The 16,921-nt window shown below is 71.8% G+C and carries 6 protein-coding genes; 1 reads left to right on the forward strand and 5 read right to left on the reverse strand.

Features of this window, described 5'->3' with window-relative positions; all coding sequences use genetic code 11:
- Positions 1-56 precede the first annotated feature (56 nt).
- The 5 genes from QCZ28_RS08375 to QCZ28_RS08395 form a co-directional block, all read right to left on the reverse strand.
- A complete protein-coding gene (locus QCZ28_RS08375) occupies positions 57-9,113 on the reverse strand; it encodes a hypothetical protein (RefSeq protein ID WP_279516035.1) in 9,057 nt (3,018 codons plus the stop codon).
- A complete protein-coding gene (locus QCZ28_RS08380) occupies positions 9,110-11,398 on the reverse strand; it encodes a caspase family protein (RefSeq protein WP_279516036.1) in 2,289 nt (762 codons plus the stop codon). Before QCZ28_RS08380 ends, QCZ28_RS08375 begins: the two co-directional genes overlap by 4 nt.
- Positions 11,395-12,597, reverse strand: coding sequence for a hypothetical protein (locus QCZ28_RS08385; protein WP_279516037.1), 1,203 nt, complete (start codon positions 12,595-12,597; stop codon positions 11,395-11,397). The genes QCZ28_RS08380 and QCZ28_RS08385 overlap by 4 nt, the downstream gene beginning before the upstream one ends.
- 414 nt (positions 12,598-13,011) lie before the next feature.
- The gene (locus QCZ28_RS08390; protein ID WP_279516038.1) at positions 13,012-13,785 is read right to left on the reverse strand and encodes a hypothetical protein; all 774 of its coding nucleotides are present in this window, start codon (positions 13,783-13,785) and stop codon (positions 13,012-13,014) included.
- Between the two features lie 272 nt (positions 13,786-14,057).
- Positions 14,058-15,521, reverse strand: coding sequence for a PLP-dependent aminotransferase family protein (locus tag QCZ28_RS08395; protein ID WP_279516039.1), 1,464 nt, complete (start codon positions 15,519-15,521; stop codon positions 14,058-14,060).
- A gap of 47 nt (positions 15,522-15,568) precedes the next feature.
- Here QCZ28_RS08395 and QCZ28_RS08400 point away from each other — a divergent pair, with 47 nt between their 5' ends.
- Positions 15,569-16,921, forward strand: a complete 1,353-nt coding sequence (locus QCZ28_RS08400) for an FAD-binding oxidoreductase (RefSeq protein ID WP_279516040.1) — start codon at positions 15,569-15,571, stop codon at positions 16,919-16,921.

The following is a 16,921-nucleotide window of genomic DNA, read 5'->3' on the forward strand; positions in this document are numbered from 1 at the left end:
AGCTCGCGCACGACGGCATGTCGATCGGAAGCGTCGTGGCGGACGGACTCAGCCCGTCACGCCTGGCTGGCCGGTGGTTCCGCTGCCGGTATCACCCCCACAAGACCCTCGAGCAGCTGCGCACTGCGAGCGCAGTCCGGATCCTGCACGATCGGCGGGACCGGAAGCAGCGTCAGGCCATGCCATCGCTGCATCGACCCCCACAACACCCGCCCGAGCGCGTCCCGTTGCGCCGGGAGAAGCTCCCGCTGCGCCGTCACCTGCCCCGGCGACGGCGCCAGCGGCCGGCCCAGCGCGGCGACGCTGCCCAGTACGCCCTCGTACCCCTCGATCTCGTCATAGCTGACGTGCGCGCCGGCGCTCGCGGCGAGGCTCTCCATGACGATGCTGAGCGCCCGGTCCGGCCGAAGGGCGGTCCGGGCCCGGATGCCTCGTTGCACGTCCTTGATGGTCCGGAAATCGGCGGGCTTGAGCACCGGGCCCAGATTCACCTGATCCAACCGCCGCCACAGGTCGGTCTTGACCGCCGTGTCCGGGTCACCGATCCAGTCGTGCAGGAGCGGCTCGAGGTGCCGGGACCGGATCGCCCGCAGCGCCAACTGTCGGCACAGGTGGACGGCCGCGGCCGCGGCGGTCGCCCCGACCGACGGGTGCCCGCGCATTGCGTCGAGCAGCAGCGCGGCTGCCACCGCGGGCGCCAGCTCGATGTCGCGGGGTGCGCCCAGCCCGAAAGCGGCCGCCGCGTCAGTCGCGAGCCAGCGCCCGAGGGAAGCCTGATGGTCCTCGCTGGGCCCGGCGTCCCCGTGTACGACCGCACCCGCGCCGGCCAGCAACGCCTGGTACTCGCCCCGTGCCGACGGATCCACCGCGGATGACCGGTCCGGCGCCTGCGGGATCAACCACGCCGGCAGGTCGAGAGCGAGGTGACGCTGGTCGGGGTCGCAGACGCTGATCCGTGGGGAACCACGGTCCAGAAGACGCCTGTCGACCTCGCACAGGCGGGGTTCGGCGGTCAGCGGAGGAGCCGACCCTTCCAGCCGCATGTCGAGCAGGATGTCGGACATGTACGCGCGGACGATGTACCGGTGCCGTCCGTCCGCCAGGCGATCGGTCGCCTCCTCGCCGACCACCTCCACCCGGAGCGGGTCGCCCAACCTCAGCTGTTCGAAGCGCTGCAGGTTCGCCGCCGTGCGGACCAGCGAGACGGTGCCGTCCGGTAGCAGCCGACAGGACAGCTCGCGCAGGCGCTGCCGGCTGTTCGGTCGGCCCAGGTAGTGGTGCAGGTGTTCGGCGTCCAGAGGGGTCCAGCCGACCTCGGTGGCGGGCAGCCAGCGGGGCCGGTTCGTGCGCCGTTCGAGGCAGATGATGCCGGCGTCGGCACCGGTGCCGATCACTCCCACCGGCCTGACGGTGATCTCCTCGGCGGGTCGGCTCGGCTCGTCGGGCAACCCGAGCCGGACTCCCGTCGACCGGTCGGCGTACGCCCAGAGCGGTTGCCTCGTGCGGCGGATCGTCTGGATGGCCTGGTCGACCAGGGGAAGCGGAAGACCCGGAACGAGGTCACCGACGGCACCCACAGCCAGCCGGAATCCCCGGCGCAGCAGCAGCTCACCGGACGGCAGCACACCGAGCGGCTGAAGCACTGTCAGTTCACCCGGGCTCAGGTCGCGGTCGTGCCGGCGCCGGGAACAGCGGATCGTCGTCCCGGACACCTCCTCGACCGTGACGGGCAGAGCACCCTCGCACAGCTCGAACAGCGCCCGACGATCCGCCGGGTCCTTCAACGTCGCGACGAGCCATCCCGCCATGGAGTCGCTCCCGGCCACCACGGGGACACGATCCGGCAGGCCAACGATGCTGAGGCCGGCCTCGCCCTCGGCGAGAAGGACCGTGTCACCGCGACCGACCACAGGTCTCTCGCCTGCCGGCGTGACCTCGTTCCGGTCGGTGAGCCAGACCAGGGAGTCCTTTCGGTGAGCCTCGTCGGGCTCCGTGGGCAGGGTGGCCGACCAGATCCCGACCCCCATCCGTACGCTGCGGCGGGCGGTGTCGGTCTGCCCGATCGGCAGCAGCGCGCGCCGCCCCAGCGCGCCCCGGGGGCCGGAGATCCACTCGTGCAGCACCAGGCCGCCGATCTCGGTGGGATCGTGCCGCTGCACCGACAGGGTGACGCGGTCGCCGGGGGCGAAGCTCGACCAGTCCACACCGTCGAGGCTGTTTCCGTCCGGTGTGGACATCATGGGACCGGTTACCTCGATGAGGCGGCCCGGAGCGACCTCGATCCAGAGGCCGCTCGGGCGGCCGCCGCGGTGGGTGACGCCGCCGACCGCGTAGGTACGGGGGCGACCGACCTTCCGACCGGCGCCGCCGTCGACCAGCTCGGTGGCGGGCAGACCGTACTGCCGTAGCTCGTCAGCGCTGTACCGCAGCATCCCGCCGCTGCCGAGGAACACCGGGTCGGTCCAGACCGTGGCGGACGGATTGAGCCGCTCGGTGGTGACCGTCTCCAGGCGCTCGCCCTCGCGGTACCCGGTCGTGCTGTCGTGGTACTCCCAGGACGACTTGTCGCACCACTCCCGGATTCCATTCGCGCCACGGTCGAAGAAGGACACCTGCGCCCAGCGGACCCGCGTACGCCAGGCGACCCCATCGGCGCCCCTGCCAGTGGCGGACAGGGTGCCATCGGCTTCGCGGCGCAGGATGCCCACGCGAACGTCGCTGCCGATCCGCTCCAGGTGGTAGGAGTTGCGGGCTTCCCGCCGGACGATGCCCAGCTTCGGATGTGGCGTCGCGATCAACTCCCGGGCCTGGGCGTCCGGCGCACGACCCCGGCGGGAGGCCGGCACGATGACCGACGGGAGTCCGACGACGGTGTACGAGCCCCGACCGAGCGCTGTCGCGCCGTCATCGCGCCGGCTCAGCAGGTTCTGCATCGGCAGCAGCTGGACCGGCCGGCCCTCGCGTGGCAGATACGCCGCGTCACCGAGCAGCGCCTGGCGAACCATGAGTGACCGGTCCGGCCCACGCAGCAGACGGACGATCGATCCGTTGCGCGCCTCGTCCGCGTTGGCGACGGCATCGGCGCTGAAGCGGAACACGACGTTCGGCCGTACCTCCAGCTCGATCCGGTCGCCCTGCCGGACGACTGTGGCGAAGCACGGGGTCTCGTCGTTGGCAAGCCGGCTCATCAGGGCGGCGTGCGGGCGTCCGGGGCCGCCCACGATCGAGCCCTCGGCGCGATTGTCAGCCGGATGAATGCGCGTCAGCTTGACGAGGTAGACGGCGCCACGCAGCGGGTGGGTTCCCGGCTCGGCGTTGCGGTGGATGTGCTGCAGGAGCGCCTGCCGGCGGGAGAAGTCACGGCGCAGCACCGCGACCTCGAAACCCGTCCGCGATCCGCCGCCGATGAGATCGCCACCGCGCAGCGTGAGGGCGACGTCGTTGGGCAGCGGGCGGATCTCGTCAGCGGTCAGGAACAGGCGGCATCCCTGCGGAAGCTCGCCGTTGTCGAACGTCGGACTGATGAAGTGGAACTCGACCTGCGCGCCACCGCTGCGCCTGAACTTGTCGACGTCGAGCCGGACGAGGGCCTGGTTCGGGCGGTCCGGCCGGGCCTCGCGCCGTTCCGCCTGCCAGGCGTCGGTGATGCGGCGGCTGGCCTCCGGCGCCAGCCGCAGCCGGCGCAGCACCACCGTCTGGGTGTCCCGGTAGACCGGGCCGTCGGCGGGTTGCTTGCGCCAGCGCACGTGCAGCGCCTTGATGCGTGGGCGGCCACCGTCCTGGTCGGCGACGATGTCGGCGAGGTGGATGACCTGGTTGGCGGCCTCCCGGTGGAGCTGCGCGTACCAACCCCAGCGGATGTGTTCCATCCGGATGTCCAGGACGAGGTCCTGGGTGCCGGCGCGCTGGTCGATCAGGACGTCGGTGACGAAGTCGCCGTGGAAGAGGGAGACGGCGTTGTCCGCCGCCGGTCTGCCGTCGATGGTGAGGGCCTGCTCGTTCAGTTCCAGCGTGTGGCCGTAGCCCCACTCGAACCGGTGCATCACCCCCTGCGCCGTCTCCCGGCGGTCGACGTAGTGCAGCCGCGCCCCGCGCAGATCCGAACGAATCCCGAGGCGGATGCCCTGTCGCTGGAAGTGCCGGAAGAACTCCGCCATGGAGAGCGCGGGCGCGGTCCGGTAGCTGGCGAACACGCCGCCGGCCAACTCCAGCAGAACGACCCGCACGTCGTTGCTGCGGTACGCGACGGCCACCCAGGGTTCCTCGCCTTCGGCGAGCGGGATCTGCCACGTCGACCCTCCGGTGGGCGTCGGCACCGTCCACTCCGTCTGCAGGGTCACCGTGGAGCCGCTGAGCGTCGCCGTCAACGGGGAGCGCTCACCGGCGAGATAGCGGTAGTAACCGTCGGTGCTCGACTGCCCCGGAGCGGGGGTGGCGGCTGGCTGCTGCGCGACCCCGGTGGACAGGCTGAAGCTGCGCCGGACCACGACATGTCCCGGATCCACGTCCTCGAGCGCCACGTCGACACCGACGACCCGGGAGAACGGACCGGCTTGGACGTAGCGCGTCTCACCGTGCACCTCGGCCGATCCACGCCGGTCCGCATACCGGACCGCCATGCGACGCCGGTCGCGGTCCGGGTAGACCCGGGACATCTCGACAGTGCCGGCGCTCAGCGCGGGTTCCTCGCCGTTCGCTCCGACCGGTCGCAGATGCGCCGTGGCGGACAGGTCGTCGTACAGGTAGAGGACCGGCCGGTTGGTCGACTGGGCCAGCGCCTTGCGCTGTCCTCGCCACTGCACGACGCCGAGGCCGATCGCGTCCGACGGAGGAACCTCGTTCTGGTACTCCCAGACCGCCCGGACGCGAATACGCCGGCGGTACGCGGTGAAGATCCAGCCGTGCCGGCTGCGGCGGCCACGCACGATCGCGCCGACGCCGGTCGGCGGGCGGTCGAAGTTCTCCCGGCGCAGAGAGCAGACCGCGATGTCCACTCCGAGGTCGAGCAGGACCGTGTAGACGTCGGCCCGGCTCCGGGTGATCGGCGCGTCGACCACGATGCCGCGCAACTCGTGCTGCCGCACCAGGGCGTCCTCGCCGGCCTCCCGGTCGGCCTCGGCGAGGCCCGCGGTGAGGTTGATGTTGGGTACCGGCGCCGGCTCGCCGTCACCGGTGGGCAGCTCGAAGGTCCGCACGTCGCAGACCTGGGACTGACGGTTCTGTCGCAGGCGCTGATGCACCCTGTGTCGGGCGGAGACCGGCCCGAGCCAGATCGACTCCGCCTCCACGTCGACCGCGATCCCCTCGACGGTGTAGCCGCGCCGCATGCCCCACTGCGGTTCCGCCACGGTGGTGCGGAGGTGAACGACATGCCCGTCGGCCAGATCGACGAGCCGTTCGAACAGCTCCCGATCCGGCCGATCCGGCAGGTTCAGATGACGGGCCGGCACGACCCGCCCGGCGACCTGCCGCCGCCGCTGCTGCTCCTCCCCCCAGGCGGAGGGGGTGAAGCGGCACAGGGTTCCGGGCGCGTCGAGCCCGGTGACGACGACGTCCGGAAGGTCCGCCAACCGGGGGTCGAACCGCCACGTGCCGTCGACGAGGCGCGCCTCGTGGTCCGAGCCGTCCCGGAACAGGTCACGCCACCGCAACGCGCGCACGTCGAGCGCATCCTCGGCCGGCCGGCCGGGTTCCCGGCGCAGGCGCAGCCGCGGCGCGCCGACGTCGTCGCCGTGCAGATCGGCCGTCACGACAAGGCCGCACGGGTCACCGGCGGCCTCGCGGACGGCGGCGAGGAGGTCCGCGCGGTCACCGTCGTCCCAGACCTGGTTGTCCAGCACCACGTTGCAGCCGGGGCCGGCCGAGAACCGGATCGAGCGGCCCTGCCGGACAAGCTCGATCACCACCAGCCGGATCGGCGCTGGTTCGCCGCGACCGGTGAGGATCGCCAGGAACTCGACGTACTCACGGTCGACGGGCAGCCAGTGCTCGCCCTCCCATCGCGCGAGGGCCGGGTACTCGCCCACCGGCAGCTCCTCCAGCTCACCGAGGAGATCGGGATCCCAGCTCCGCCGTGCCTGCTGCGGAAGGGCCGCCACATCGAACGGCATGGCGTCGGCCACCCGGACGACGAGGCGTCCGTTGGCCGGCCGCTCGATCGTCGCGGGCCGCAGGTCGCCGACGACCGGCAACGACGCCAGCCGCTCGATCGGACCCGCTGCCGCCGGTCCGGCGATGCTCCGGCGCAGCGGAACCGCCACCTGGTCGCCGACCCGGACGACGTCGACCGGCGCAGGCACCGCCAGCGGGTCGGCCAGGCCGCAGTTCACCCAGACCTGACCGTCCCTGGCCGCGCAGACCATGCCGATGACGTACGAGGGGTCGTTGCCGAGCAGGCGCCCGAACTGTTCGGGTGAGAGCCGGAACGGGTCTTCGACGCTCGCCCCCGAGAACGTCCGCAGTTGCGGCGATCGTCGCGAGTGGACCCGGAGCACGCCGTCCACCGGGTCGACGGTGAGCCCGGCGAGGAGCCGGGGGTCGACCAGGCCGTGTGCCCCCTCATCCTCGTCCACCGGGATGCTCAGCTCCGTCAGGCGGAGGTTCTGATGGGCGTCCTGCCACAGTTGCAGGACGAAGTCGGACAGCGTGTGCCCACCGATGACGACGTCGGCGGGACCGAGTTCGAAGACGAGTCGCTGCATCAGCATGGTCAGCAGCGCGTTGCTCCGCCGAACACCGAGTGACAGCCACGGGTTGTTGAGCAGGCGCTCCTGCTGGTCCACCGACTGCCGCTGGTACAGGCCGCGAAGCAGACGATGCCGGAGAGCCTCGGCCAGGTACGGCGGGAGCACCGCTGTCGGCCCGAGCCGCTCGAACATGAGCCAGCGGTCGAGTGGGGTGCCGAGGCCGAACTCGATCTCGGTGTCGATGATGTCCTCAAGGATCAACCGCTGCCAGGAGTGGCCCTCGATGTCCTGGTCGAGCGCGGCGAGCAGGCGCATCCGGACCGGCCGGGACAGCTCGCGCACCTTGGTCACGGCGTTGATCGCGGTGCGCCACTGCTCCACCCAGTCGGTGCGCTCGGCCTCAGAGATCAGGTCCGGCTCGGCGAGGAGTGCCGCCAGACGCTCGGTCAGCAGGGCGAGCTGAACGCCGTGCCGATCGTTGACGAGACTGGGGTAGCGTCGCCAGCCGTCGGCACTGAGCGGCGGAACGGCCAGGACCTCCCACTGGTTCGAGACGCGGGACGGGTGAACGTCGCGCTCGTACCACGGCGTCAGGGCGGCGCCCTCTTCGTCGCGCCCGAAGTGCAGCCGTAACAGGGCTGCCGGTCGCTTGGTCAGCGACGGCGGCAGGATCTGGACGGCGCGGATCAGGACCCGCTCGGCGAGGCTGAGCCCACCGGCGACCGGCTGCCGCCATCGCCCCTGGCCACCGGTGTCGAGGTCCGGCACCGTGCCGCTGAGGGCGTTCTCGATCCAGCCGGTCACCAGGGACACCCCCGGTCGGCCGCGCAACCACCGCTCCTGCTGCGGCAGCGCCTCCTCGTGGTGGTCGGCGAGCAGCAGATCCGCGAAGACCGACGGCTCGATCTCGGGGTACCTGCCGTCGCCGGCCCGCTCGTATTCCCGGTAGGTGTGCAGGGCCAGCCCGGCCAGCGGCAGGGACATCGAGGGGTTCGGCGACTCCAGGCGGTACGCCAGCTCGCTCAGGAAGGACCGGTGCCGGGTGTCGGACAGCACGTCCGCGGCGTGCAGGGCGAGTGCGGCGAGATGTTCGGCCCGGCCGGTCTCGACGCTGCGGAGCAGGCGTACGGCGGTGCACACCGCGAGCATCAGCCGCAGCAGCAGGACGGAGTCACCACCCATCGGGAACAGCGAGTCCCTGATCTGCTCGTCCGGATCTCGGGTGAAGCGGGCGTTGTACGCGCTGTTCTGGCGGTTGAACCACGGCGACAGCACGGCGACGGAGAACCAGCTCGACAGTTGCAGGGGCCCGGACCGGACGACGAACTCCACCGGCTTCTCGTTCCCGGTCCGCAGTCGGGCGAGCGACGCCGCGCTCGTCTGCCACGCGTTCAGTTCGTGGGTCGGCAGCGGGATCCGTACCCGGATCGGCTTGTTGATCTCCCGGTGGGGTGCGATCCACCGGTGCGCCAGCGCGTCCGCCGTCCCCTGCGGATCGATCTCGGCCGACAGCTCGTCCAGGACGGCCTGCCAGAGAACCATGGCGATGGTGGCCGGGTGCTGACCGGACAGTCCCAGCCGTGACAGGGCCTCCGACGCGGTCGACGGATCGGGTCGCCCGCGCCGCAGCCGGCGGAGGTGCGACAGCGTCACGACCTCGTTCGAGATCAGGCCGGCCGCACCGGGCGCCGGGCCGGCCGGAGCGGACGTCCCGGGGAATCCGAAGGTGAGCCGGGCGATCGCGGCAAGGAGGTCCGGCTCCTGGAACGCCGCGCCGATGCGCGGATCGAGGAGTTGGGTGACGACGTCGTCGGAGCTCATCAGCTCGTCGCCGACCATGGCGGCGAGTTCCACGGCGAGCAGTTGCGCTCGGCGGCCGCAGTGGCCGGCGAGCGCGTCCCGGCTGAGCTTGCCGATCGTCTCGTCGACGACGAGTCGCGCGGACGCCGGGATGCGCCGTGCCGCCTCGACGCAGGCGGCGAGCACCACCACCTCGGCGGTGAAGCTCTCGATGTCGAGATAGGGGTGCGCCGCGCGGCCGGGACGCACGCGCGCCAGCGCTCGTCGCGCCGCCTCCGACAGATGACCCGCGACGGTCTCGGCCGACCGGGCCGTGAAGATGGCTTCCACCGCCTGCGCCACCGCGGTGCGGATCGACCCGTCCAGCACGGCCAGCGTGTCGTCGAGCGCACTGCGCGCCAGGGCCGCCGTGCCCGGTTCGACACCGGGCCGCACGGCGACGGCCAGCACCTGCGGGGCGGCGTACCGGCGCATTGCCGGTTCACAGTTGGCGAGCTGACGCAGAGCCGCGTTCAGCAGGTCAGCGCCGGAGTGCCGCGAGGTGAGCGCCTCCGTGACGGAGATGAACGCCTCCGCGTGGTGCGGCGACGCGTGCACCGCCGAACAGAAGTACCAGGTCTCGATCATGCGCATTCTCCGTCGGGGTGAGCCGGAAGGTAGTGAAGGACGCGTCTGAGTTCGGCGATACGGTCAATGAGCACCTGTTCGGTGCGGGGATCCACCGGCCGCAGTCCCACCGCCATCGCCACGGCGGACGGCACGTCCGGCGGCCCGGTCAGAAGCTCGATCAGATCCGCGCTCATCGGGCAGGCGCGCAGGGCAGCCATGTAGGCGTCGGTCAGCCGGTCCGCGGGTCGGGCCGCGCGCACGATCGCGGCGGCCACGCCGATGCGCCCGGTGAGAAGTGCCGCTTCCCGGCTCAGTTCGGCCGGTGTCGGCGCCGACGCCGTGCCGTCGCCCGGGGTGGCGGGGTGGCCGGCGATGACCCGGACCAGGTCCGCTATGGCGCGGCCGGCGAAGGCGGACTCCCAGCCGGGCAGTTTCGGGCGTGCGGCCGGATCGCGGAGGGCCGCCAGCACCAGCGCCTCGACGACCGATTCGGTCAGCGGGGCGGGCAGGTCGGTCGGTGCCACCCGGCGATCACCGATTGAGTCCAGCCACCTGACAACGTCGGCGTCGAAGGCGCAGGCCACGGTCAGCCCGGCGACCCAGCCGGCGCCGGTGCGCCGGGCGCCGGAAGCGGTCAGGAACTGCGGATACCAGCCCGGCAGGAAGTCGCGGACGGCACACATCAGGTCGGTTTCCACCAGCCGGCCGTCGCCGTCCTCCAACTCGCTGATGACCAGATCGGCCAGCAGCGAAGGGGAAACGCTGTCGAGGTCCGGCCCGGCGTAGCCGGGCAGCGGCGGGAGCACGGGCTTCAGCCCACGTCGGACGGCCTCCTGGCGCAGCCGGTGCACGACAGCGGGCAGCACCGGCGTCGCGGGGGTGCTGCCCGACGGGAGCGGGGTGGCGGTGGTCGGTCGCTCGCCCGGCCGGAAGCGGGTCACCGTCAACCAGCCGGTCCCGTCTCTGGTCAGCGCCTCGGCCAACCGCTGTGCGGTGAGCATGGCGTCGACCGGCGTCGGGGCCCGTACGGCGACCACCACCGACGACGCGGGGAAGCGGTCCCGAAGGTACGCCGTCCAGGCACGGCACAGGCTCGCCGTCGCGGCGTCCGGGCCCTCCGCGGCCACCTCGACGTCGACGCGGAGCACGAAGGCCCGATCCTCGTCAGGCCCGCCCGCGTCGAGAAACGCGGAGTCGGCGTCGGACAGCCGCCATGGATCGCCCGACCGTCCCGGTTCGACGGTGAGCCATCGGCGTTGCGTGACGGTGATCCGGGAGTGCTCCCGGAGCACCAGCTCCGCGCCGTTCAGGTCGGTCGCCAGGTCGGCATTCGACGGCTCCGCCACCACTGCATGGGCCGGTGCGCGGTCCAGGATCCACCGCAGGTCGAGCCGGACCGCCGTTCGTTCGCTGCAACCCGGCACCAGCCGTCCCGGCGACCAGCCGGAGGGGATCACGTACCCCGCCAGCTCGTAGGCCTTGGCAGCGTCGGCCGCCGGGCCCGCGACAAGCTGGCGGCCGGGTTCGTTCACTCCGGTCTCTGGGCTGAAGTAGCAGGTGGTCGGCTCACTGTCGGACGATCCCCGGTCCTTCATCCCGGCCAGCACCGTGGTCGAGAGGTCGGCGAGCGAGGGGGGCCACACCGCCGTGTCGGCGCGCCTCAACGCGTCCAACAGGGAGCGGGAGAAGAGCCCACCACGGTCACCGTACGAGTACCCGGCGGCGCGACGGGGCGGTGCCGCGTACATGATCGCCTGCCAGCACTCGCTCTTGCCCTCCTCCTTCTCCGGCAGCGACTCGGGCCTCGGGAGCCGCGCGTTCGGCAGGCGGCACGCGTCCACGGTGAAGATCTGCCGGCCGAAGCCGGGCAGGAACTCGGAGCCGCAGAGCGTCACCAACTCCTCGAAGCTGATATTGATCTGGTGTGCCGCTGTGGCGTCGGCGAGGAGGAGACGCGACTGCAGGTCGGCGTACCAACCATGGCCGGCCCAGAACACCCACAGCAGGTCCCCGTCGTGCTGCGGCAACCGGAGGATCTCCGCACGAACTGCGGCGGACGTCGCCGGACCGGCGACCTCCAGGGCGTGCGGCATCGGCGGAATCTCCTCGGCCGACAGCAGGAGCCGGACGTTGGCCGCCGGAACACCGAACCTCACCAGGACCTCGGCGAAGCCGACGGCGTCGTCGGCGATGCCCTTGCGGGCGAAGTCAGGGCCGAGATCCGGGTAGTCCTGCACCCCGACGACGAGCGCGAACGTCCGCTGGGAAAGGCCCCCGGGTACGAGAGCCGGCGCGGTGCTCATGGGGCGACCCTCCCCACCTCCTCGACGAGTGACGCGAGTAGGTCGTAGAAGTCCTTCCGGTCGAAGTAGGCGCTGTGGGCCTCCGGCATGACCTCGTTTCCGGCGATCTCGACATCCTCCACCCGCCCCGGGAAGATCGGTTCGGCCAGGTAGGACAGGAGGTCCCGTCGGTGGTGGACGTTGAGCCAGCGGGGCACCGATCCGGGCAGGTCCTCGCCGGCGTCGAGACTCGGCAGTGCGCCCATCTCGTGCAGGAGCGGCCCCTGGGACCCGACCGTGACGAGCGCCGCGACAGCGGGCAGCGACCGAAGGACGAGCGTGTCCAGCGCCGCGATGCCGCCCAGGCTGTGCCCCACGAGGACGACCGGGCCGGCGGCGTCCCGGACGCAGTCGGCGATGAGCCGCCGGATCGCTTCGCCGCGGGCGAGGTAACGCAGGATGTCGCCCACGAACGGGTGGGCGCTGTCACTGAGCGGGCCGCGCCAGTGGTCGAGCGCCCACGCGCCACCCATCCGCATGGCGAGCTCCGCGCTGATCCTGGCCGCGGTGCCCAGTACGCCGAGCTGACCGCCTTGGAAGGCGTCGATCACCGACTCGACCAGCCGCCGCCGATCGGCGGGCGCCAGGCGTGTCGTGGAGGACTGGTGGCGCAACGTCTCCGCGATGATCGCTTCGGCCAGCGCGTCGACCAGTTCACCCCAGGCGGCGTCGCCCTGGGATTGGGCGATCGCCTCGCGGGCCGGTGCCGAACGCAGCACCGAGTCCACCGCCATGTCGAACCCCTCGGCGAGCCCGGTCGCGACCAGATCCTCCTTCAGCGTGGCCGCCTGGGACATCTGGGCCACGGCGCGGGAGATGCGGTCCGCGTTACTGGGCTGCCCCGGCAGGCGAGGCGCCGGGCGGGTACGAGCGCTGACCGCCGCGCAGACCCGGACATCGTGCAAGGGATCCAGGTCCAGGATGGTCCATCGGGCGGTCGGCCACCCGGACACCGGGGACTGCGCGGTGGCGCTCGGCCGGTATCGGGGGATGGACCTGCGCGGGGCCGGTGGCGGAGAGCCGAGCCGGTCACCCCAGAGACACGGGATGACTGTCGTGTCCGGACACCGGTCACGCATCGCGGCATCGAACCTCTTGAGCACCGGTTCGTACCGTTGGGTGCGCGCGCCCGTACCGTGCACGAAGATCAGAGTTGTCATGCGGCGATCACCCCCCGTATCCAAGGGAACCATTGTGATTGGAGGGGACTCGGCATAGAAACGTCTGATTGGGCGATGTTTTCGACCCCATGACCGGTCCCGGCGGAGCCCAGGTCACGGCCATTTCGAGGTGAACAGGACCGGCGACGGCGCACAGGCCGTCCAGGTCGTCGTGCCGGGCTGACCGGCCGGGCACCGGCGTCACCTGACGTAGTCGCAGGTGGGAGTCGTGTCCACGTGCATCGGCGCGAGGCGCGGATGGCACGGTTGGGCCACGTCGGGTGATGACGGTGCCCGGCGAAGGCGGCGACGGTGGCCAGAGCGGTGAGGGTCCGAGCAGGTGAGTCGGAAAGCCGACGGCAGTCCTGGGGGCGCCGGCGTCGAGACGCTCGACGCCCCCGGTGACGAGCGACGTCAGCAGCCCAGTCGTTTGGTGGAGAGCGCGATGTCGTCGATCCAGAGGTCGAAGTCGCGGGGTGTGGTGCCGCCCTGATAGAGCTGCCAGCCGATCTTCACTGTGTTCACCGTCGGCAGGACGAAGGGCACGTCGTTGCCGCCGTGATCGGTCGTCGACGCGGTCAGCCCCGGGATCGCCACCTCGTCGATCCACACCGTGACGCGGTTGTCGGTCGGGTCGAGCTTCCACTCGAAGCACTGCCAGGTGTCCTCGGCAACCGGGGCGGACTCCCGCCAGTTGGTCCAGTCGCCGGTCGGGCCACCGTCGGCGCCCACGCCCCAGAAGATGCCGGGGACTGTGGGCGCGTACTGGCCGCCGACCGGCCGGACGACCTCCGCACTACCGGTGCCGGTCGCCTCCACCAGCGTGAAGTGCGCCCAGTCGGGGGCGGTGGGGAACGCATCGACGCGCAGCCGCATCCGGCCGTAGAAGCGGTTGCCCGGCGCGGCGAAATCGTCGACCCGCAGGAAGGCCCGCCCGTTGTCGACCGTGTGCACGTGCAATACCTGGTTGCCGTGGCGGGCACGCTCGACGGTGAGCGTGCCGTTGCGGGTGTCGACGCCCCAGTCCAACGTGCTGGCGCCACCTCGCGGCAGGCGCTCGAAGTCTTCACAGAAGAGCAGGCCACCGGCGCACGAGCGGTGGGGGGCACCCGACGCGCCGGCCGGGACACTGCCGGCGGTGGTGCCGAGGATCAGGGCAGCGGTGATCACCGCGAGGGAACGGCGCATGGTCATCCTTCATGGCGTTGGGTCCCTGCCGCGCGGGCAGGGCCGGATCAGTGCTTTCGGACCTCACGGCAGGCATCTGCCCGTCGTCGTGGAGATGGTTCGGCGGTGCGGCGCGCGTCCGCCGGGGCGGCGCTCTGCCAGCACTGTGCTGCTCCCGCGCTGACCGTTCCCAGCGCGGTTGCCCCCGCGCTGCAGCGATGGTCGCCATTCCAGCACAGCTGCGACCGTTCGGGCAACATCGACAGTCGTCAGTGGTTGTGGTCCCGGCTCGCTCAGGAACCCGCGACCACGCCACTGCCGGTGGCGGGCACCTCGGGGCGGACCTGCGCGCGGACCTCTGCGATCGCGTCGGTCAGGACTTCCACTCCGTCGGCGATGGAGCGTTCGGTGAGGGTGGCGTAGCCGAAGATCAGCCCGCCGAGCCCGGCAGGGCTCACGCGGTACCGGGAGACGCCCTGCACGACCAGTCCGCGCCGGGCGGCAGCGGCCACGACCGAGGCCTCGTCGAGGTCCTGCGGGAGCCAGGTCACGACGTGTTGGCCCGCCGCGACACCGACCGGCTCCAGTTCGGGTAGGCGTGCGCGCAGCGCGGCCAGGAGCGCGTCGCGGCGGCGGCGGTAGACCGGGCGCATGCGCCGCAGGTGCCTGTCGAATTCGCCGCGGGTGAGGAAGTCGGCGAAGGTCAGTTGGTCGATGACCGGAGAACCGCGGTCGGCCCGTACCTTGGCCGCCGTGATCTCGTCGACCAGGTGTGCCGGCGCGAGCAGCCATCCCAGGCGCAGCCCTGGCGCCAGGGTCTTGCTCGCTGTGCCGCAGTAGACGACGGTGTCGGGTGCCAGCCCCTGCATGGCGCCGACGGGCGCCCGGTCGTAGCGGTACTCCGCGTCGTAGTCGTCCTCGATCACCACGGCGCCGCGGCGCTGGGCCCAGCCGATGACCCGGGCCCGCGCGGTGGCCGACAGGACGCCGCCGGTGGGCCACTGGTGCGAGGGCGTCAGCACGACGACGTCCGCGTCGGTCCGTTCCAGCTCCTCGACGAGGAGGCCGTCCGGCCCGACCGGGACGCCGATCACGTCCAGGCCGGCCACGGCCGCGACGAGGCGGGCGTCGTCGTCGGCGGACGGGTCCTCGACGGCCACCCTGCGGGTGCCGCGCGCCGCGAGCACCTGGAGTATCAGCGCGACGCCTTGGCCGTAGCCGCTGCAGATCACGACGTTCTCCGGACGGGCGGATGTGCCGCGGACCCGGTTGAGGTAGTCGGTCAGGGCGACGTGCAGTTCGGGTACGCCGCGCCCGTCGAGGTAGGCGAAGCGTTCGTTCGGGGTGGTGGTGAGGACCGTTCGCACCGAACGCAGCCAGGCGGCCCGAGGGAACGACGACACGTCGGTGCGGCCGTACCCGAAGTCGATCTGTGCCGCCGGTCGGTCCTCGCCGCTCCGACCTGCCGGCGGTGGGGCCGGCTCGACCGCGACCCGGGTGTACCCGCCCGCCCGACTGGTGAGGTAGCCCTCGGCGACGAGTTGCTGGTAGGCCTCGACGACGACCCCACGGGCGACGCCCAGATCGGCGGCGACGGTGCGGGTGGGCGGCAGTGACGTTCCGAGACGCAACCGGCCGGCCCGGATGCCGCCCCGGATCGAGGCGGCGATCTGGCGGTGCAGCGGTTCGCCGGCGGACCGGTCGACATGGATGAGCAGGTCCTCCGCGGTGCTCGAATTGGTCCTGGTTCGCCCCATGGAATCGGACCTTACCGGGTGTACCGATTTCCGCCAGGCTCAGTTGTATGACGACAACGACCAGTCCTCGCTTCGACGGCCGCGTCCTCATCCCCGGTGATCCGGGTTACGACGCGGCCCGTACCGTCTGGAACGCCATGATCGACCGGCAACCGCTGATGATCGTGCAGGCCGCGAGCGTCACCGACGTGGTGGCCGCGGTGCGCCTGGCCCGCGACCTCGACCTGGAGATCGGCGTACGCTGCGGCGGGCACAACGTGGCCGGCTTCGCCGTCCCCGCGAACGGCCTCATGATCGATCTGACCCCGTTGAACGGCGTTCGGGTCGACCCGATCCGGCGACGCGCCCGGGTCCAGGGCGGCGCGCTGCTCGGCGCACTCGACCGGGCGTCACAGCCGTACGGCCTCGCCACGACTGCCGGCAACGTCTCGCACACCGGGGTCGGCGGCCTGACCCTCGGCGGCGGCATGGGCTGGCTCGCCCGCCAGCACGGTTTGGCCTGCGACAACGTCGTCTCCTACACGACGGTCACCGCGGACGGGGAGGTGGTCACCGCGAGCCGAAGCGAGAACCCCGACCTCTACTGGGGCCTGCGCGGCGGGGGCGGCAACTTCGGCATCGTCACCGACTTCGAGTTCCAACTGCACCACATCGGTACGCGGACCCTGGTGGCCGAGTTCGACTTCCGCGCCGAGGACGCCGTGGCGGTGCTCGAAGGCTGGCGGGACCTCAACGCCGTCGCGCCACGGCAGGCCACCTTCACCGCTGATGTCCACGACGCCGCCAGCGGCCCCATCGCCACCGTCGGCTTCGTGTGGGTCGGCGACCCGGCACCGGGTCTCCGGTTGCTGCCGGCGATGCGCGCCCTCGGGCGCCCGGTCGCCGAGCGGGTCACCACCCCGTCGTACCTGCAGTTGCAGCAACGCGACGACACCGTCGGCGGCCACGCCTACCGCCGGTACTCCAGCGCGCACTACCTGCGGCAGTTCCCCACCGCCGCGATCGAGGCGTTCCTGCTGCGCGGTGCGGCAGACCTGCACGCCGGCGCCCACCTGCCCGGCGTCGGCCTGCAGGCGTACGGTGGCGCGATCGCTGACGTCGCGGATGCCGACGCGGCATTCAGTCACCGCGGTACGGCGTTCGAGTTCGGCGCCGGCTCCCGCTGGACCGATCCGTCCGAAGACGACGTTCGGATGGCAGCGGCGCGCCGTGCCGGAGCGGCACTGGGCCCGTACGCCGACGGCGTCTACGTCAACTCACTCGCCGCCGACGAGGGGCAACACGGGGTACGCCGCGCGTACCCGGCCGCCAAGCTCGCCAGGCTCACCGCCCTCAAGACGGTCTGGGACCCCCACAACGTGTTCCACCTCAACCACAACATCCGGCCCCACGGCCGGTAG

The sequence above is a fragment of the Micromonospora sp. DH14 genome (assembly GCF_029809455.1).
Lineage (GTDB): Bacteria > Actinomycetota > Actinomycetes > Mycobacteriales > Micromonosporaceae > Micromonospora > Micromonospora parva.